At 41.5% G+C, this 20,418-nt stretch carries 17 protein-coding genes; 4 read left to right on the forward strand and 13 right to left on the reverse strand.

Going from position 1 to position 20,418, the window contains the following annotated elements; genetic code table 11:
• Positions 1-347: 347 nt before the first annotated feature.
• From QM351_RS07565 to QM351_RS07580, 4 genes are all read right to left on the reverse strand, one after another.
• Positions 348-1,085, reverse strand: a complete 738-nt coding sequence (locus QM351_RS07565) for a hypothetical protein (RefSeq protein ID WP_414327126.1) — start codon at positions 1,083-1,085, stop codon at positions 348-350.
• Positions 1,086-1,189: 104 nt separating this feature from the next.
• Positions 1,190-2,491: a DUF6287 domain-containing protein gene (locus QM351_RS07570; protein WP_021154406.1), complete on the reverse strand. Its 1,302-nt coding sequence runs from the start codon at positions 2,489-2,491 to the stop codon at positions 1,190-1,192.
• A gap of 78 nt (positions 2,492-2,569) precedes the next feature.
• Positions 2,570-5,215 carry an SEC10/PgrA surface exclusion domain-containing protein gene (locus tag QM351_RS07575; protein ID WP_195327160.1) on the reverse strand — a complete coding sequence of 882 codons (2,646 nt, stop codon included), beginning with the start codon at positions 5,213-5,215 and terminating at the stop codon, positions 2,570-2,572.
• 47 nt (positions 5,216-5,262) lie between these two features.
• Positions 5,263-6,228: a hypothetical protein gene (locus QM351_RS07580; RefSeq protein WP_195327161.1), complete on the reverse strand. Its 966-nt coding sequence runs from the start codon at positions 6,226-6,228 to the stop codon at positions 5,263-5,265.
• 330 nt (positions 6,229-6,558) lie between these two features.
• Here QM351_RS07580 and pepF point away from each other — a divergent pair, with 330 nt between their 5' ends.
• A complete protein-coding gene (gene pepF / locus QM351_RS07585; protein WP_414327127.1) occupies positions 6,559-8,355 on the forward strand; it encodes an oligoendopeptidase F in 1,797 nt (598 codons plus the stop codon).
• A 127-nt stretch (positions 8,356-8,482) separates the two neighbouring features.
• Positions 8,483-9,391 carry a calcium-binding protein gene (locus QM351_RS07590; protein ID WP_414327128.1) on the forward strand — a complete coding sequence of 303 codons (909 nt, stop codon included), beginning with the start codon at positions 8,483-8,485 and terminating at the stop codon, positions 9,389-9,391.
• A gap of 77 nt (positions 9,392-9,468) precedes the next feature.
• Here QM351_RS07590 and trxA read toward each other — a convergent pair whose 3' ends face one another.
• The 7 genes from trxA to QM351_RS07625 all read right to left on the reverse strand — a co-directional run bounded on the left by trxA (position 9,469) and on the right by QM351_RS07625 (position 17,017).
• Positions 9,469-9,783 carry a thioredoxin gene (trxA, locus tag QM351_RS07595; protein WP_003013593.1) on the reverse strand — a complete coding sequence of 105 codons (315 nt, stop codon included), beginning with the start codon at positions 9,781-9,783 and terminating at the stop codon, positions 9,469-9,471.
• 12 nt (positions 9,784-9,795) lie between these two features.
• Positions 9,796-10,020, reverse strand: coding sequence for a DUF4649 family protein (locus QM351_RS07600; protein WP_414327129.1), 225 nt, complete (start codon positions 10,018-10,020; stop codon positions 9,796-9,798).
• Positions 10,021-10,427: 407 nt separating this feature from the next.
• Entirely contained in the window at positions 10,428-10,697 is a 270-nt protein-coding gene (gene rpsO, locus QM351_RS07605; protein ID WP_003004251.1) for a 30S ribosomal protein S15, read from the reverse strand.
• A 262-nt stretch (positions 10,698-10,959) separates the two neighbouring features.
• Complete coding sequence (locus QM351_RS07610; protein ID WP_414327130.1) at positions 10,960-13,644, reverse strand: Cna B-type domain-containing protein; 2,685 nt, start codon at positions 13,642-13,644, stop codon at positions 10,960-10,962.
• A 220-nt stretch (positions 13,645-13,864) separates the two neighbouring features.
• The gene (locus QM351_RS07615) at positions 13,865-14,593 is read right to left on the reverse strand and encodes a pseudouridine synthase (RefSeq protein ID WP_414327131.1); all 729 of its coding nucleotides are present in this window, start codon (positions 14,591-14,593) and stop codon (positions 13,865-13,867) included.
• 2 nt (positions 14,594-14,595) lie between these two features.
• A complete protein-coding gene (locus QM351_RS07620) occupies positions 14,596-15,747 on the reverse strand; it encodes an MFS transporter (protein ID WP_151191321.1) in 1,152 nt (383 codons plus the stop codon).
• Between the two features lie 106 nt (positions 15,748-15,853).
• The gene (locus QM351_RS07625; protein WP_414327132.1) at positions 15,854-17,017 is read right to left on the reverse strand and encodes an MFS transporter; all 1,164 of its coding nucleotides are present in this window, start codon (positions 17,015-17,017) and stop codon (positions 15,854-15,856) included.
• 144 nt (positions 17,018-17,161) lie between these two features.
• Here QM351_RS07625 and QM351_RS07630 point away from each other — a divergent pair, with 144 nt between their 5' ends.
• Together QM351_RS07630 and def are read left to right on the forward strand one after the other, a co-directional pair.
• Positions 17,162-17,848: a cyclic nucleotide-binding domain-containing protein gene (locus QM351_RS07630; RefSeq protein WP_414327133.1), complete on the forward strand. Its 687-nt coding sequence runs from the start codon at positions 17,162-17,164 to the stop codon at positions 17,846-17,848.
• Between the two features lie 60 nt (positions 17,849-17,908).
• Positions 17,909-18,523, forward strand: a complete 615-nt coding sequence (gene def / locus QM351_RS07635) for a peptide deformylase (protein WP_003004253.1) — start codon at positions 17,909-17,911, stop codon at positions 18,521-18,523.
• A 64-nt stretch (positions 18,524-18,587) separates the two neighbouring features.
• Here def and QM351_RS07640 read toward each other — a convergent pair whose 3' ends face one another.
• On the reverse strand, positions 18,588-19,592 hold the full coding sequence (locus tag QM351_RS07640; protein WP_414327134.1) for a hypothetical protein: 1,005 nt from the start codon (positions 19,590-19,592) through the stop codon (positions 18,588-18,590).
• Between the two features lie 83 nt (positions 19,593-19,675).
• Positions 19,676-20,341 (reverse strand): DUF443 family protein, encoded by a 666-nt coding sequence (locus QM351_RS07645; RefSeq protein ID WP_414327135.1) that lies wholly within the window; start codon positions 20,339-20,341, stop codon positions 19,676-19,678.
• Between the last annotated feature and the right edge of the window lie 77 nt (positions 20,342-20,418).

Here is a 20,418-nt window from a genome sequence, read left to right on the forward strand (position 1 = left end):
CCGTGTTCAACTATCAAGATATTTTGGACGGTTCGGCTTGCCGAACATTTCTGTAGAAAAATAGGAAGGTGACGCCGCACTCGATGAGTGCTAGGAAGCTTATCTTTTTTCCTAAGAAATGAGGCCAAAATTCAATTACTCAAGATACTAAGGCTACCCAACTCAACGAGATAGGAATTTCAAGAGCCCATCTATTTGTTATATCCTCATCTTTGTATCCAAGCACGTATACCTTTTATTTTAACATATTCAAGCCCAAAAGAAAAAGGCTTTAAGGGCCTTTTTCTGCGAATCTTCTAAGAGACCTATATAAAAATTTTAGATCCAGGTATAGCTTCTATTTATTTTTAAGATTTCGCGAATTCTGTACTGTCGACATAAAAGCATGTTTTATGGCTTCCACCCTTGTAGTTCTTATTGTTACGTTTCAAGACAAAACGTCTGTATGGATCGGAAGTACCTTGGATAGTCGTTGTCACTTCAACTGAATCTTCATTGACCACCCATTCATCAGGCGAAGGGATTTCCATCGGTGGCATCGCTCCTCCACGACCACCAGGTACAATTTCGTAGAAGGCCTTGTCTTTTGTCGAATAGAGCCAGCCGTCCTTCTTTTCGTTTGTCAGTTGGATCAGCTTGTCTTGTGACAGACTGCGGATAGAGTCCGATGTCTCTTCTGCATTCAATTTATCAATGACATCTTGCAGATTATAGGTTCCCGGCGTGTAGGTATTGTAGTAATCAATGAACATGTCTTGCGGGTAACCATCAACCGCACCGTGATCATTGTTCAACTCTAGCAAGCGAGTCGGTTGCACCTGAAGTGAATAGGTCAAAGACGCACTGTTTTCAATGATCGAGTAGATATCCGCTTGGTCCGCTTTTGACAAGGTCCCAATGGCTTCTTTATCATGCTCATCTGACTTAGCTTCTTCTGACTGTTCTTTTTCTTGCGCCTTGTCAGATGATTTTTTGACCGATGAAGCTCCTACTGGACTGTGCTTACGCTCATAGCGTTTTGGGGCGCAGGCTGCTAGGGAAATTACCGAACCAACTGTTAAGAATAAAATAATAAATTTTTTCACAATATCTCCTATTTTTTTATCCTAGTCTATCAAAGGAAATCTATTTACTCAGTATCAATGAAGAGACCACTAGCAAATATAATTTTTTGTTTTTCTAACCTTTTTTAGTCTTCCTTATAGAACAAGTCGCTTTGATCTGAAATAACATTCTGACCCCAATAAATAATATCCTTACTATTATCAACAGAAAAATTTCCATATTTTAATGATGCAGGAAACTCTTGACCTGCTGGGAAAAAACTCATTGCTGAAGCACCAGCTGGGGCAGTTGAATGAACACTACTACTTAAGTATCCAAATTCATGATTAAAGCGGTCTACAACCTGATCTGTTGGTGCACCATTTATCTTTGATATACCGTTATCATCAAATGTTACACTCATTCCTTTCCCATTTCTCCAGGTCCCTGCAATACTTGAAAAATCACCGTTCTGAATTTCTTGAATATTCATTCCACTGCTTTTCTTACTTGTGCTTGCTGATTTAGAACCATCCACACGCGTTGTGAAGTCAAGGGCGATCCAGCCTTGTCCAGATTCAAGCTTGCCCCAGGTATGACCATCGGCATCTACGGTTTCCGTAATGGTGTGAGTTCCTTTTGAGATCATCCCTGCAGAGGGTGCTGAAGTAGACGGTTCTTTTCGAATACGAAGATCGGCCACGCTAACTTGTACTTGAAAGCTTTCCGATTTTTTCTCTTCTGCTTTAGCTGTTGATTTGGAGTATCCTGTACCATCAAATGTTTTCCAGTCAAGTTTACTGAGGTCTAACTTCTTGGCTGAAATACCGAGAGCCTGCTCTGCTGTTTCCTTCCCACCGATTTGAATGGTTGCTTTCTTTTCTTCCTTGGCTTCCCCTTTTCCTAGAGAATAAAGGGTCAATTCCATTTCTGGATTAAGGGATTGCCAAGTGGCGTAGACGATTTGTCCATTGTCAAAAACATCTAAGCTGGAGCGATAGCCACCTGCAGAAGCTACATAGGCTACATGGAGCAAGGTTGGCTGGTTATCTTTCAAATAATACACAGCAGCAATCGTTTTGCCATCCCCTATCAGCAGTTCGTCATTACCATCACGATTAAGATCATCAAAAGCATATTGCCACTCATTGGTACTCCCAAGTGTTTGAAGGTTAAAGACATACGCATATTCTTCTGAAGTTGCTTCGATCTTCTTCAGTTCATTTTGTAAAGCTGTTTTGTCCTTAGTATGAATGGCAACCGCATAAGACTTATAGCGATCTAATACCTCTTGATAGTGCTTTTGACCTGTATCCTTCTTCTCTTTTTTGACCGACGAAGAGCTTGCCGTTTTCGGTTTGCTTTGGCGTTCATAACGTTTGGGCGTGCAAGCTACTAGAGATAGCACGGATGCACCTGCTAATAGTGTAATCATAACCTTTTTCATAAAAAATTCCCCATTTAACTATCTTTTTCTTAAAATTATATCATTTTAGGCTGGGTTTCCCCAGCCTAAATAGAATTTTTATTTTGATTCGCGTTTGCGTTTCAATCCAACAAAACCTAGAGCTGCCATTGCTAGCCCCATAAGTCCAAGTGTACTTGTAGTTCCACCAGTTGATGGCAATTTCTTCATATTTGCTTGTTCTTCTTGAGCTGCAACTGGTGTGTTTGCACCAGGAGTTCCTGTTACGATTGGGACGATTGTCTTCATCACTTTGTTTTGAGTGGATTCATGACGAACTGGTTCGTTGCGACGAGTTTCTTCTTCGTGTTTGATACGTTCTTGTTCGAGACGAATTGCTTCTTCCAATTGTTTCGCTTTAACGAGTTTTTGATAAGCTTCGAAGACGCGAGTGTAATCTTCTTGAGCCACTTTCGCTTTTACTTTCAAAGCTTCAAGTTTTGCAACTTCTGTTTCAAGAGTTGCTTTAGCTTCAGCTGTTTTAGCTTTTGCTTCAGTTAGTGCTTTTTCAGCTTCAGCAAGTTTTGTAGGAGCATTCTTGAGCAATTCAAGATAATCTTTTGCGTCTTGTACGGCTTGTTCTGCTGATTTGACAGCTTGTTTAGCACGTTCAACTTTAGCTTTAGCTTCAGTTGTTGCAAGACCTTTTGCTTTCAAATCGTTTTCAGCGTCGATTGCTGTTTTAAGAGCAAGTTTAAGATCTTCTTCTTGAGCAACCAATTTAGCTTTAGCGTCTTTTAATTCAGATTCGCGTTGTGCACGAACTTGTTGCAAGTTTGCAAGATTTGATTTAGCTGTTGCAAGTTCATCTTTAGCTGTTTCAAGAGCTTTTGCAGTTTCAACTACTTTAGCTTGAGCTGCTGGAGTTTGTTCTTTGACCGCAAGCGCGTCATCGTATGCTTTTTGAGCTTTAGCAATAGCATTTTGAGCAGCGTTCAATTTTGTTTGAGCGTCAACTTGAGCTGATTTTGCAGAAGCAAGATCATTTTCAGCAGATTTAACGGCTTTATCCGCTGCTATTTTCTTATCTTTTGCTGCCTGAAGTGCTTGTTCTTTCTCTGCAATCGAAGAAGTAAGGGAGGATTTGTATTCAGCATCAGTACTAATATAGTCTGCCTTATCTTCGTTCATAGCACGGCTTGTTGACAAAATGTGAACCGCACCAGAACTTATACCGATACCAATACCAGTTCCTTGAAGTGTGATTAAATGTTTTGTGTGACCGTTAGATTGGTCACCATCGGCAAACATCATTTTACGGATTGCGCTCGCAATGTCTTGTTTGATATTTAACATAGTGTATCCGTCAAAGTTTTCTTTATGCCATTCTGGTAAAAGTCCCCCAAGAGATTCTCCCGCACCGTATTGTCCAAGAATTGAAGATAGGTGTTCCCAATTTTTAAGAAAATTAAACTTATCTGGTGTCCCTCCATTATCCGCATAGAACTTAGAATATCCATGAGCGATAGTGTCAGCCATTTCTTGACCACCTACTGTCAATTGAAGAGGTTCTATTGTTTTACCTGGTTCGCGTTTAGACCAATATTGTTGGTTAAGGTCATTCAACATTTGAGCCGTAAATTCAGCAAGTTCTTTACGTTGAGCTGATGTAAGATTTGCAAGATCGACGACTTCTTTATTAGAGCCAATGCCTGTTTGGCTATAAGCATCCCAGTCGATTTCTGGTTGCAATTTCATGAACTCATCTTTATGAGAGATGAACCATTCGTAGTCCTTAATATCGTGTTTTGCATAGTCAGCAGGAACGAAGATTTTACGGAGAGCTTCGTCTTGTTTCAACTTAGCAACTTTTTCTTGATAAGCGGCGTTTGCTGCATCAAGTGCTTTTTGAGCTTCATCAACTTCAGCTTGAGCGACACCTGCTTTAGCTTTTGTTTCAGCAAGAGCTTTTTCTTTTGCTTCTACGTTAGCTTTTGCATCAGCGAGACCTTGTTCAAGAGCAGGAACGTTCTTTTCAGTACGTTCTTTTTCGAGAGCTGATTTTGTTTCATCAATTTTAGCTTGACGGGATGCGTCGAATTCTTTTGCACGAGTCAATTCATCTTGAGCGGCTTTATTCACAGACTCTGCATCTTTCAGTTTATTTCCCGCAATCGTCACTGTCTCCTGTGCTCTGGTCAGTGTTGTCTCATTAAGAGCTTGTTCTGCCTTCTTCACTTCTTCCTTGGCTAATGCGACTTTTGCTTTTTCATCTTCTATTTTTTTAGTAGCCTCTTCATATTTTTTTCCTGATTCGGCTTCTGCTGTCTCAGCTGATTTCACACCTTCTTCAGCCGTTTTTACACTTTCTTCAGCTGATTTCACACCAGCCTCTTTTGTTTTAATGGCTTCTTCAGCTTTTGCAATATTTTCAGGAGTTGCTTCCCTCGCAGCTTCTTTTGTTTTTTCATAGGTTGCTGCTGCCGTTTTTTCAGCAGCTTCCGCTTCCTTAGCCTTTTGATCCGCTGCACTGACAACCTTTTCTTGTTCTGTTACCGTTTTAGCCGCAGCATCAGCTTGCTCTTTTGCTGTATCAACTGCCTCTTTTGTAACCTCAGCAGTATGGTCAATATTTGAAACAGTTGCTGATGTCCCTGTCTGAGGTTGAGCAACTGGCGCTTCTTCAGCTTGTACAACTGAAGTTACAGCAGTAGCGGCAATAATAGTAGCACCGATAGCAATACTTTTCTTTGTTGTTTTATTCATAATTATATTCCTTCTATTTACTTCCCTACCTATTTATCCCGGATTTCTTATCTTCCATAACGAATATTCTCAAGTTCACTTGCTACAGCACGTGATGCAGCAGCTGCTTCTTGTGTTTCTGCAATTTGTCTAGCACTTAAAATATTTGCATGTTCTTGAAGCTTGATCATTCGTTCTTGATTAATAATCTGCTCTTTTTCAAGTTCGATCATCTCTGCCTCAAAGGCTCGACGGGCTGCACGGTCTAAATATGTATCGTATAGATTAATTGCTTCCTTTATATTATCTGCTTTGAAATTATTAAACGCGTGAATAAGATAGTTCACTGCATCTAGTGCATAATAATCTTTAGGGTACCATCCTTGACCAATTGCTACAGCTTGATTCCGGAAATTTTCCATCAAACGTCCCTCTTGCTGATAGGCCAATTCTAATCGTTGATTTTCTGCAACTACTGCTTGGTAATCTCTTAAATGCTGCTCATTTTTATTACGAATACCTTTATTCACAAACGCAATCATGAGTTCCAGCTTATTTTGAATGATGAAATAGGTGGCTACAATTGATACTCCAAGTAGAATTAATGTTATAGGATTAGGAGTCAAAAGCAAACGTAGAGGGAATACCAGTAAGATCCCTCCCATAATCAGTGTCGCTGGATAAATCCAGCTATCCTTTGAACCTTTCATACGACGATACAATAGAAATAAAAATCCTGATAAGAATAATACTTCAAAGATAATATCTCCGATTAATCGATTCACAGCACCAAGTAAGATGACATACAATAAATCCCCTAATAGTATCGAAATACTTGAAAATACCATAATTGAAAAAGCAAGCTTGAGGGATTTATGAGACAATGTGTTGTCGTTATATTCATCTTGTTGAATCAATTTGGCTGTTCTCATTTGATTAACAAGTGTAACCTGACGTGAACGGGCTTGAATAAATCCCAATATATTCTCACGAATGAGTTCTAATTTAGAGACAATTTCTTCTCTTGTTTCCATATATAACCTCCCCTATCACTAATTAGCAACATTTTACTAAAATTTTGAATATAAGAATTGCCACAAAAAATTATCAAACAATCCTTATATTCTTTATAGCTATTAGTGTTGAGTATTGCATGAAATGCAATACTCTGATGTACTTAGTATATCAGCAAAATTTCAATCCATGTCTTACCTAAATATAGTAGTTAGAATTGAAATTTTAATCTAAAATGTTTTCCCAGCTCTTTTCAAGATTTTTACACAAGCATTTTCCCCTCTCCCCCTATGTTTCTGTCTTTTTTTCTGCTATACTTAGTATAGTTATTTGATCAAAAGGAGAACACTATGGAATTAAAAAAACGTTCTGAATTTCCTGAAAACGAACTCTGGGACCTCACAGCCCTCTACCAAGACCAGGAAGACTTCTTGCGCGCCATTGAAAAGACTCGCGAGGAAATCAATGAATTTGTCCGTAACTACAAGGGCAAGCTCCACACTTTTGAAGACTTTGAAGCTGCCTTTGCAGTCTTTGAACAAATTCAGATCCAACTCAGCCACATTGGCAACTACAGCTTTATGCCCCAAACGACGGACTTTAGCGATGAAGCTTTTGCGGAAATTGCCCAAGCAGGGATGGATTTCGAAACTTGGGCCAGCGTTGAACTTTCCTTCTTTGATGATGCTTTGGTAGAAGCGGATGAAGAAGTCCTTGAACGTCTCGGACAACTCCCTCACCTCACTTTTGCCATTCGTCAGGCTAAAATCAAAAAAGCTCACTACTTGGGAGCTGATGTGGAAAAAACTCTGACCAACCTTGGTGAAGTCTTCTACGGACCGCAAGACATCTATACCAAGATGCGGGCAGGTGACTTTGAAATGGCTGATTTTGAAGTAGATGGAGAAGTTTACAAGAATAGCTTTGTCACCTATGAAAACTTCTACCAAAACCATGAGAATGCGGAAGTCCGTGAAAAAGCCTTTCGTTCCTTCTCAGAAGGTCTCCGCAAGCACCAAAACACGGCTGCTGCTACCTATCTAGCCCAAGTCAAATCTGAAAAACTAATCGCAGATATGCGAGGCTACGATTCCGTATTTGACTATCTCTTAGCTGAGCAGGAAGTGGATCGTGCCATGTTTGATCGTCAGATTGACCTGATCATGAAGGACTTCGCTCCAGTAGCTCAAAAATTCCTCAAACACGTGGCCAAGGTCAACGGCCTTGAGAAAATGACCTTTGCTGATTGGAAGTTGGACTTGGACAGTGCGCTCAACCCAGATGTTACCATTGATGATGCTTATGATTTGGTCATGAAATCTGTGGAACCTCTTGGCGAAGAATATTCCCGCGAAATTGCCCGCTACCAAACCGAACGTTGGGTCGACTTTGCTGCCAATGAAGGCAAGGATTCCGGTGGTTATGCAGCCGATCCATACCGCGTCCATCCTTATGTCCTGATGAGTTGGACAGGACGGATGAGCGATGTTTATACCCTGATCCATGAGATCGGACATTCTGGTCAATTCATCTTCTCAGACAACAACCAAAGCTACTTCAACGCCCACATGTCGACCTACTATGTGGAAGCTCCTTCTACTTTTAACGAGCTCCTCCTCAGCGACTACTTGGAACACCAGTTTGACGATCCTCGTCAAAAACGCTTTGCCCTAGCTCACCGTTTGACAGACACCTACTTCCACAACTTCATCACCCACTTGCTGGAAGCAGCCTTCCAACGCAAGGTCTACACCCTGATTGAAGAAGGTGGAACCTTCGGCGCTAGCAAGCTCAATAGCATCATGAAGGAAGTCTTGACCGAATTCTGGGGAGACGCTGTTGAAACAGATGACGATGCGGCTTTGACCTGGATGCGCCAAAGCCACTACTACATGGGACTTTACAGCTACACCTACTCAGCTGGATTAGTAATCTCAACAGCGGGTTACCTGCATTTGAAAAACTCTGAAAACGGAGCTAAAGATTGGCTGGACCTCCTCAAATCAGGCGGTAGCAAGACACCACTTGAGTCAGCCATGATTATCGGAGCAGATATCTCAACTGACAAACCACTCCGCGATACCATCCAATTCCTTTCAGACACTGTCGATCAAATCATTGCCTACAGTGCAGAATTGGGAGAATAAGTACAATTTTCAGACTTAGTTTATTCTAAGTCTGATTTTTTATTTAAATATTACCAGTTAGTAATTGAAAGCGCTTTTATATTATGGTATGATTATTGTGAAAATATTACTAAATATGGAGAAAAAAATGAAAAAGTTTGTCGATTATATCATGGCCCAACCAGTTTGGAAAGTCGTTCTTTACGGTCTCGGAATCCTCTTTATGATTTTTAATCCCAAGATCATTCTTCCTATCCTATTTTTTGGTGGTATAGGATTTGCCTGGTATTTTGCTAAAAAGAAACCCAACGCTGCTAAAAGAAATATCGCTGCTATTGCTTCAGTTCTTGCAGTCGGAGGTGCATACTTAGTCAACCCTAATATTGCTTCCACTAAGCCAGAAGAGCAGGCTCAAGCCACTCATTTTGCATCCACTCCTTCTAAAAATGATGAAAGTGCGAAAAAAGAGGCTGAGGCAAAACGTGAAAAAGAAGCAAAAGAAAAAGCTGAGAAAGAGAAAGCAGAGAAAGCTGAAAAAGAGAAAAAGGCAAAAGAAGAACAAGAACGAAAAGAAAAAGAAGAACGCGAGAAAAAGGCGAAAGAAGAACAGGAACGAAAAGAAAAAGAAGAGCGTGAAAAGAAAGAGGCTGAAGCAAAACAACTTGCTGCTCAAGCTGAGTCTGCCGTACAAGCGTTAGAAAACAATCAAGTAACAGAAAATATTGCCCCAGCCCAAGCTGCCATCGCAAATGTAGCGGATCAAGGAACAAAAGATCGCTTAACTCATCGTGTTGGATTAGTACAAAATGCCATTACTGTCAGAGAACAACAAGCTGAACAAGCTCGACAAGCCGCAGCCGCTGAACAGGCAAGACAAGCTGCAGCCGCTGAACAGGCAAGACAAGCTGCAGCTGCCCAACAAGCGCAGCAACAACAAGCACAAAATCAAACTGTTTCGGGCGGTGGATATTATAGAGATGCAAGTGGAAGATGGCACAGACCAAATGGGCAATTCGCTTCAAAAAAAGAAATAGCCAGTATTGGATTAGCATGGTAATCTCTCTAATAGAGACGAATGTCATCGCGTATAAAAAAAGCTAAAGAAGGTTCATTCCTCTTTAGCTTTTTTGCTTTTTAACTCAACTCCGCCACAATGGCCTTAATTTGCGCTGCAGTGTGTACACCAGCAACTTGTTTAACCACTTGCCCATCTTTTTTAAAGAGCAAGGTTGGGATGGACATAATACCGAAAGCACGCGCTGTTTCTGGATTTTCATCCACATCCATTTTCAGGATTTTTAACTCATCTTCCGAAAGTTCTTCCGATAATTTTTCTAAAATAGGAGCTTGCATGCGACATGGACCACACCAGGTTGCCCAAAAGTCTACCAAGACCAAGCCTTCTTTTGTTTCTGCTTCAAATGTTGCGTCTGTAATTGCTTTTGCCATTTTCTTTCTCCTTTAGTTTTGGTACTGCGTCAAATCTTGCTTCATCAAATAGAAGAAGACATCCCCGTAAGTCCCTTGGTAATCCAACTCATGCCCATAATAGGTCAGTTTCACAACAGGATAAAAATCTGCTACCCCAATCAAGCAGGCTTGTTGGGAGCGTTCAAACTCTTCGTAGGAATCAAAATGCATGACTCTTTCTTGTTTTGCACCGTCTAGATATGTAATTTCAATCATATCGATAACCTCTATTTCTTATGATGCATCAATTGTAACTCCATATATTACATCTGTCAAACAAAACGACTTCCTCAAAATGATGGATCTCGTTCGATAAGGAAAAGACAAGAAAAAAGCCCTCTGAAGCCAGAGAACTCATTTGAGCTCGGGCTAAAATCCTAGTAAAAATAAAAATCTCCCCGAAGGGAGATAGTTCTGGTCTATTTTACCTTACGATGCTAGGAACCGTAGCCGAAGATTATACTCGAGTATATTCTATCAAAATTAACAAAAAAGCCCTCTGAATTCAGAGGGCTCCATTCTTGCTGGATAAAACGTTTCTAGACAAGGCGACGAACCGAAGATTGTACTAATGGTACATCGAGGCGAAGTCAACGAAGTATAGAAACGTTTTAGACGCAAGATTAACGACGAAGTCCAAGAGAGTTGATCAACTCACGGTAACGGTTAACGTCGTTTGTACGAAGGTAAGCCAACAAGTTACGACGGCGACCGATTTTCTTCATCAAACCACGGTAAGTAGCGTGGTCTTTTTTGTGTTGTTTGATGTGTTCGTTCAAGTGGTTGATTTCCCAAGTAAGGACAGCAACTTGTACTTCTACTGAACCAGTGTCACCTTCGTGACGTGCGTATTGTGCAATGATTTCATTTTTTTTCTCTTTTGAGATTGCCATGATAAGCTCCTTTTCTTTATGCTCTATCCGAGTGGCAGGTTTGGCATATCCTGCTACCAAGAAAGAGTTAGTTGTCTATTCGACCTTCTTATTCTACCAAGATTTCATCTTTCTGTCAAACACTTATGTTTCCTTTGAGAGGAGCTTTTCTCATTTCTAAAAAGAACCTTGGGAATTTGAACGGTTTGATGGATCATTCTTCTAGACAGTTATTCAAAAAGACAAATATCTCTAGGATATTTGTCTTTTATCTGTATGAAGCTTATTTCTCTTTCCGTTTACCACGCAAGAGCAAAGCCAAAGCAAAAACTGCTAAAAGTGCACCAAGTATGGTCAACCCGTATGCAACAACTTCACCAGTTGATGGAAGAATTTTTTTCTTGCCCTCTGTTGGTGTGGTTGGAGTTTCTGGTTTCTCCGATGTGCTTGGTGTGGTTGTCGATGGAGTCGTAGACGGTGTAGTTGTTGACGGCGGCGGTGTAGTCGTAGACGGTGGTGGTGTAGTTGTAGACGGTGGTGGTGGGGGCGTACCTGGCGGGGTTGCCGGTGGTGTATGATGGTTGGTTACCGTGAAACCATCAATAGTTGCTGTGTAGCCTGCCACTGGATCCTCTGTAATGGTGTAGGCAATCTTCTTGCCTTCCTTGTATACTGGTAGATCCGTAAAGCTTGCCCGCCAATTGTCAGTAGCAGTGATTTCTTTTACAGCCACTTCTTGACCATCTGCATGGAGACGAACTGTGATTTTTTCAGGACGAAGACCATCTTTGTTGTCTGCGTCATCCCAGATCTTCTTAACCGCTACTTCCGTTACTTCTGGCGTGCGGCTATTAGTGATCACTACATTTCCCTTGTTACTGTCATCGACCGTACTAGTATAGCCTTTGACTGTTCCAACTTCTTTCACTTGGTACTGAATCTCTTTGCCTTTCGCTTTTAGAGGCAAATTGCTAAAGGTATGGGTCCAGTTATTTTTAGCAGAAAGTTCCACTTCTTTTCCTTGAGCTTTGCCATCTGCATAGAGCTGTACCTTAATGGCGCTTGGACGTTTGCTATCTTGGTCATTGTTGTCTTCCCAACGTTTTGTAACAGTGACGCTGGTTTTACCTGGCTTGTAGCTATTGGTAATGGTTGTCCCATCAATCGCAGCAGAGTAATTGGCTACTGTGTCTTCTGTGACTGTGTAGACAATTTGTTTGCCGTGATTGTATTTTGGAAGATTGGTAAAGACTGTCTTCCAATCAGTCGCTGCACTTAGCTCTTGGCTAGCTACTTCTGTACCATCTGCAAGGAGACGAACAGTGACCTTGTCAGGACGAACGCCATCTTGGTTATCATTGTCTTTCCAAACTTTCGTTACTGGAATCTCAACAACTTCTGGTGTCCGACTGTTGGTAATATTGGTTCCCTCAATAGTTGTTTCATAGCCTTCAACAGGTTCTTCTGAAACAGTGTAGGCAATGACATTGCCAGCATCATCGACCACATCGAGATTATCAAACTGATAAGCCCAAGTTCCTGCAGCATCTGGTTTCACTTCTTTGGAAGCGACTTTGACCCCATTTGCTAGGAGATTGACTGTGATTTTTGATGGACGCTTGCCATCTTGGTTATCATTATCATTCCATGTCTTTTGACCAGCAACGCTTGTTTTTTCTTTTTGGTTTACGACATCACGAGAAATCGCGAGGTCATTTCCAAAATCATCCTTGCTGATCTTGATAGGTTCTTCAGAGAGAACATAGCCTGTTGGAGCTTGAATTTCTTGAACCGTATAAGCTTGTTTGATCAAGCCCGTAATGGTGCCAACACCATTCTCATCTGTCGTGATGGTTCCCACTTGCTCACCAGTATCATCTGCTGTCACAGCAAAGACAGCACCTGCAAGCGCTTGACCATTTTCACCTTTTTTGTGAATGGTGAAGGAATATTTCTCACCATTGAAGTCTCCATCAAGGAACTGATACAGAATGTCTGCAACCTTATTTTGTTCCTTGATTTCTGTAGCTGTCATGCTAGCATTGTTTTTAAAGGATGTATTGATGGCTGGGACCTTGTCCAAATAGACATCATAGCGAACAGTCATCCCTTGTTCAGGAGCTAGATCTCCAATATGAACCGTTAGAGAACGACCATCAGCGCTGACAACAGGGGAATAATTCTTGGTGACGTTTGTGGTGTCTCTTAAGTGATAGGCACCATCTTCGTTATCGATCTGCCAAGTTCCAGTATGGATGTTGATAGAATCTGCTTTGATTTTTCCATCTGTAAAGGCCAATTGGTCCTTAATATCAATATTATGAAGAGCTGTGTGACCTTGATTGATGTTCAAGGTATAGGTCAATTTTAATTTATTATCTGAGTTGGTCCAACCCCATTTGCTAAAGACTTCTGGAGTAGGAGGATTTTCACCCGGATTCACCCCTTTGTAATCGATATTCCCACCTGAAATCACTTTCTTATCGATCGTGAGAGTAAAATCAAGTGTCTTTTGACCTTTGACGACTTGGTGGTCTACACGCGCAAAGAAACGCAGTTTCCCTGTCACATTGGCCATTCTTTCAGGATAATCCGTATAGGTTACAGTGATGACTTTTCTTTGATCATCTACCGTTGCTATCGCAACTTTTTGACCACTTGGATCCAGCAGGTCGATGGTGTCCGTTTCAAAGACCTTAAAGTCATCTCCAAGTTGGATAACGGTCTGATCTCCCTTTTTTACACGTCCATTCGGCAACACAAAGTTTGCTTCAACTTGAAAACTCTCCCAAACACCGAGTGGATCTGTAATCGCTCCACCAGTTGATTTCGAGATGTTTACAGATGTCACAACATCATTGATCGTATCTGCATGGACTTTAGCTGGACTATTGGGTTTGGCAAATCCTAAAGCCGCTAGTAAAAATAGGGCAACTGTTGTCACAACAGAATAGAGCCACTTTTTCATAAACGATTTTTCTCCTTTTTCTACGTTTACTAGATAAGGTATGTGAGTCGAAAAATTATCACTACATATTGTGAATTTATACACAACCTATCTTTTTTCATTATAAACAATTTGCTTTGATATAACAAGCAATTAAATTCATTTTTTGTCTTTTCAGTACATTTTCTTGATACAAATAAAAACAAGCAGTCTGTAAGAATCAGACTGCTTGGTTTTTTGCTTATAAGGGAACTCCGAAGACCTCTAGGGACTTGAGTTCAGAAGGCTGGAGTCTCCGCCATTCTCCCAATTTCAGGCTTGGGTCTAGCGTTAGAGGACCCATAGAAATCCGCTCTAAATCCACCACTTCCTTGCCACAGGCAGCGACCATGCGCTTGACCTGATGGAATTTTCCTTCAGCGATTTCAATTTCGACATAGGAGCTGACACTTGCTTCATCCACCTCTAAGATCTGCAATCTCGCAGGCAAGGTGGTGAAGTCTTTGAGGGCAATGCCTGCTTCAAAACGGGCTACATCTGCCTCATCCATGATCCCAGCCACATGGGCACGGTAGATCTTCGACACATGCTTCTTCGGCGAAAGCATGGCATGGGCGAGCTTGCCATTATTGGTCAAAAGGAGTAAGCCATGGGTATCGATATCTAGACGCCCCACAGGAAAGACTTCCTTGTGACGGGCTGTCTCATCCAATAAATCTAGCACAGTTTGGTGGTGATCATCTTCTGTCGCTGAGATGACCCCCGCTGGTTTATTGAGCAGATAATACACAAAGGTTTCATGGACCAGGTCTTCTCCCATAAAGGTCACCTGATCCTTGTCTGGATCAATCTGCAGTTTGCCTGTTGTCTCTTTTTTTCCATTCACTGCGATTTTCTTTTGCTTGAGGAGTTGCTTGACCTCGGTCCTGCTCCCCACGCCACAATCCACTAAAAATTTATCTAGTCGCATGATTACTTCCCGCTCTTTCGTACAATCCAAAGACCAAAAAAGGAAACCAGGAACATGAGGATACCAGAAAATCCAAAAATGAAGACTGGAGCAGATGAGATCGTCCCTAATAGACTAAGGACAAAGGTCGTTGCGATCGAACCCGTACTACATCCCAAAACCGCAATGGACGTTGCCTGGCTCAAGACCCCTGCTGGCATCTTATCAGATAAGACATTGTAAACTGTTGTCAAAGCCACACTGTAGGCGAAGCCAGAAGCAATGGTTACAAGGGCAAGAATCAAGAGATTTGGAGAGACCCCGATCAACATTTGGGCCACACCATAAGCTACTCCCGAAACCAATAATAAACGATCACGGAATAGATAGGTCAAGGGCGAGAAGGCCAAACCTGCCAAGATCCCCACAAATTGCATGGCTGCTAATATAACCCCTGCAGTTTGGGCAGTGCCATGTCCAACTTGTTCTACCACACTTGGAATCCGAACGGTGATCATGACATTGGACAAGACGATAGCTGCCGCAACGACCGCTAAGCCGAGTGCAGTCCGCCATTGTTCCCCCGTCATCTTGACATCCCGGTGTTTTTCCTCCACTGCTTCCGTCGTAGATCCATAGGGCACAAATAAGAGATACAAAAGTAAGATAGGAATACTGATGCCGTAAACGAGAAAGGCAGCCTGCCAGCCAAAGCGAATCAAGAGGCTGACTCCAAAGGTTAATACAGCCGTCCCAACAACCTCTGCAGAACCACGAATGCCAAGGGTTTGGACGCGTTCTTTTCCTTTATAGCGCTCACTGATAATGGCAATGGCAGAAACATTGAGCAAACCAACTGCCATCCCGAAAATAATCCGAGACAAAAAGACAACCGGATAGGCTGGACTGATTAAGGGAATAAAGCCACATAGAGCGTAAGCAACTAAGCCCGTCACAATCATCTGACGCTCTGAAAATAGGCGTCCAATCCATTTATTGAAGATGAGTGAAACCATGATCCCGGCAGAAGGAAGCGAGACCAAGAGCTCAATCATGCTGTGAGGAATTCCCTTGTAATAGGCAAACATGGCCGACTGCGCACTCGAAATCGAAAACGAGGTCGTCAAAATAAATGAAAGCGCGAGAATACTCACTTTCTCCATGATTTTTTTCATTATTTTTTCCTTTAAACTAATCTTTTTTTCACACTCCTCCTATAATAACACGAGCTAGTGACAGGACGCAATAGATTGAATTAAAAAAAACGAAATGATTTCTCCATCATTTCGTTCGTGCTAGTAATTGTGAGGCGAAGACTCCCGTTAGGACCATCAAAGCACCAATCCAGACAAAGAGCAGATGATTGGTAGGAGCTAGTGGCGTCACCAACTGGATGAAGAAAGAAGAGAGGGCTGATCCGAGATTGCAGCCAATCAAGACCAGCGAGGTCGCAAGATTCAGAAGATTAGTCGGAATTTTTTCAGATAGGTGATAGAAGATACTGGTTACTCCTGTACTGTAGGTAAATCCTGCCAAGAGGGTTCCTAGAACCAGGCTCCACAGCTGTCCAGACAAGCCAATCAAGGCTAACGCTAGACCGAAACCAAAGCACATGATCATGAGCAAGTTCTTTTTGAAAACATGTGTCAAACTAGCAAAGCCCACTCCCGCTACAATCCCTGTCAATTGCATCAGACTTAGGACTGTTCCAGCTGTTGTCGCTGTTCCCATACGAGCGTCAACAATGATATCCGGCACGCGCAAGCTAATAATAGAATTGAAGCAAATGATGATACCAGCAATCACAGCTAGCATTAGACTAAAACGCCATTGAGGGGAGCGAAGGCGGACGGATCCTGACTTTTTCACCTTCAAGCTAGCCTGTTTTTTCTCCTTAGGATAAGGGACAAAAAGGATATAGAGGAGTAAAATCAAGTAACCACCACCATATACGGCAAAGATCGCTGGCCAGCCTAGGGGTAAGAGTTGTCCCACAATAAAGGTCAAAATGGCAGAGCCCACCACTTCAGCAGACCCCCGATAACCCAGCATCCGGGTCTTATCATTGCCTGAGTAGCGCTCACTGATAATTGAAATAGCCTTGGCATTGATCATTCCTGTCCCCAAACCAAAGATCAGACGACTCAGAAAGATGAGAGGATAGTCCTGCACAATCAAAGGCAAGAGCCCACTAGTTGAAAAGAGCAAAAGCCCTACGACAATCATCTGGCGCTCACTCATCCACCGCTCGATCAGGCTATTTAAAAAGAGCATGGCCACGACCGCAAAGGCTGGCAGGGAAACCAAGAGTTCCACCTGGCCTGCTGAATAACCGAAGTGGCTAAAATAGGCCTTCATAGCCGGCAAACCGGCTGTAATTGAAAAGGATGAGATCAGCATGAGCGACAAGCTCAAGAGACTGATTCTTTCCATTGTTTTTTTCATTTTTTTATTTCCTACACTTTACTGGTAACATTTGACTTTACTATTTTTTTAGAAAAGATTCAAACTAGTATTTTCAATAGAATCCTAGTATAATCAATTTAGAAAGAGAAAAATAGGACATTTGTCCTATTTTAGGAGATTGAGATGAAAAAAATTACCCCATCTACGAAACTCATGAAGATCATCACTGATTACCAATTGGATCAGATCTTTCCAGTTGACTGTCTTAGTCAGCTGGACCTCGTTCTCTATCAGGCTGGAGAGTATATCTGCCGCCAGGGTTCTGACCAAGATGTCATTCCTTATTTTCTCAAAGGTCGGCTCAAGATCGTCCACAGTCTTGAAAATGGTAGCGACACCATCCTTGAAATCCAAGAAAAACCTGGACTGTTAGGAGAGATTGAGCTCCTGCTCGATCGGGTCTGTATCACATCGGTCATTGCAGACCAAGACTCACTAGTCGTCCAGCTCTCTGCTCGGCATTTCAAAGACCACCTCCTGCTGGACCCGACCTTTTTGCGCTCTACGGCCAAGACCTTGGCTGAGAAATTGCACCAGATCAACTATTTGGCTCCTGCCAACTTTCATTATTCTGTCAAGGAGCGCCTCGCTACACATTTTTTGGAACATGGTGATGAAAATGGGACCCTCAAGCCCAAGATGAATCAGCTGGCCCTGCGTTTTGGGATCAGCTACCGCCACCTTAGCCGCGTGATCAAGCAGATGATTGACGAGGGGTTGATCCAAAGAGAAGGGCGGATCTATACGATTTTAGATGCAAAAAGGATGAGGGATTTGTCCATCAAACATGCGGAAACCGTCGACAGATAACTTTAATTTTAGGCTCTTTTGTGTTATCATGGAGGGTAGAAAGAAAGTGAGAGTAAAACGATGAAAGCAATTGAAAAAGTTACAAGAGCATCCCATTTGATTGATATGGATGACATCATCCGTGAAGGAAATCCCACACTTCGAGCTGTTGCAGAAGACGTGACCTTCCCTTTGTCTGATCAGGAAATTATCCTGGGTGAAAAAATGATGCAATTCTTGCACCATTCTCAAGACCCTGTTATGGCTGAAAAACTTGGCCTCCGTGGAGGAGTTGGACTCGCTGCTCCTCAGCTAGACATCTCGAAACGCATTATCGCTGTTTTGGTGCCCAATCCAGAAGATGCCGATGGCAACCCACCAAAAGAAGCCTATAGCCTTCAAGAAGTCATGTACAATCCAAAGGTTGTCGCCCATTCTGTTCAAGATGCAGCTCTTGGCGACGGTGAAGGCTGTCTCTCTGTAGACCGTAACGTCCCAGGCTATGTGGTTCGCCATGCCCGTGTGACTGTTGAGTATTTCACAAAAGATGGGGAAAAGAAACGCATCAAACTCAAGGGCTACAACTCCATCGTCGTTCAACATGAGATCGACCACACCAACGGCATCATGTTCTATGACCGCATCAACCCAAACAACCCATTTGAAATCAAAGAAGGCCTTTTGATATTAGAATAAGCTACAAAGGGCGTAAATGACAAAAATACCTAACTGAGAAAGCTCTCGGTTAGGTATTTTTTTGTTATTTTTTGCCTTGCCTTTTATTCGAAAACTTGCGCATGATAGAGCGCACTGTACTGATAAATAGATCAAGCACGATTGTATAAACTAAAATCCTTACTCCCCAGACTAGCCAAAATGGATATTTTATACCTGGTTTAGAATATCCTGAATTATAGGCAATTACTGTAAAGGATATAAAAACTAAAATTTCTAATAAAATACGATGTTTGGCTTTTTTCAGACTGAAGCCTTTCAACCAATTCCACAGCAAATCCCACAGCGTCGGATTATCCTCAGGTTCATCTTCCCAATATTCCTTACTTTTCGTTTTCAAATACAAGAGATAGCCCACTTCTGTCAGCAACTGAGTAAAGGCGTAACTGAATAGTATGCTTACGGATACTCCTAGCACCACTCCATAATAGCCAGTAAGTGCCGCTCCTATCATGGAGCAGACGAAGATGATCGTTAGGACATTGCTACTGTAACTACTTGATTTTGCGAAATAATTTCCCAGGGTTCTAGTTGGTGAAAAGCCAATCTTTAACTGCTTCTTAAGCCAAAAATAATGATAAATAAAGCCCAATAAGGTACAAATCACAAGAAAAGGAATGACGATGAAGCCATATTTCGGGAAACCTACCTCAAATTCTTTATTTGCCAGAGCAGAAACAATGATGAGCAAGCCCATGACTTGGAGCGATAAAAACATCCCTGCATAGGTGAATAAGAGTAGGGTCGTTGACAATACTTGTCTTCTATATATAAATGCCCCCATTAACGGCAAGAAAAATGTAATGATATGGTAAAGACAATAGATGACTAGGATATCGAAAAACCAATGATTAAATGGTTTTATACCTTTTGATACATCATACGAATAAAAGCAAATGATTTCAATCGCGAACAAAAATACGCCTGTCCACGAATTGATCATCATAGCCGCTGAAGCACGTGTATTGGCTAAACTTTTAAAGTAGACTTTGTTCGCCTGCTCAATATCGACTTTCTTTTCATTTTTCATATCATGCTCCTTTCTAGAAAATTGTTTTAAGGTCCAAAAGTAGATGGAGGCTACTCTTGCTTCTGGGTTTCACTCCACTGGATCTACTTGATTTTGGCTTTGAAATCATCGCCTGGAGCATATAAGCCTAAAATAGCTGATGCTAAATACATAAATGAAGTAACAAATAGGCCCATATGAACAATTAGATTTGGTTTAATTTTACTCAAAACTGAGTAAATCATTGCACTTGACAAAAACAAAGGAACTATCAAAAATAAAAGATTTCTTAGTACTATCCTAAATTTTACTGGGCGACAATAGATTCTTTTAGCTTTCTTAGAAGCTATCATCACCGTCTCTATTTTCCTAGTACTCAGCCAAATACGAAGCCCAATAACAATACATAGAACAAGGATCATTAACACTAGATTGAGTAGATGGGAACTAAAATATAAATAATCCTCTATCGGAAAAGCTCTGCCTAGTAAAACTGCTAAGGAACCAGCACCAAGAGCTGAAATCCCTGCTTTAGTCTGAGTAGAAAATATGTTCTTATCTCTTTCAAGCACTTTCGGAGCAATTGCTTCTACTTCATCCTCTGTCAGCTGATAAGCTTTATGAGGGACAAAATAGGTAAACCATGAGAGAAAATAACTTGTTATAATTGGCCGATCGACTTCCATTAAATACCACTTATTCTCTACTTTTAACAAACGATAGCGAAAATTCATTTTCGGTAAATACTCGATTTTTGCGGGTTTAAACATAGATTGATCTTACTTTCTATACTATTTTATTCTTATACAGTCAAAATTATCTTACTTATTCACGAAAGAACATACCA

Origin of the sequence: Streptococcus parasanguinis (genome assembly GCF_047465465.1) — a bacterium.
GTDB classification, from domain to species: Bacteria; Bacillota; Bacilli; order Lactobacillales; family Streptococcaceae; genus Streptococcus; species Streptococcus parasanguinis_AI.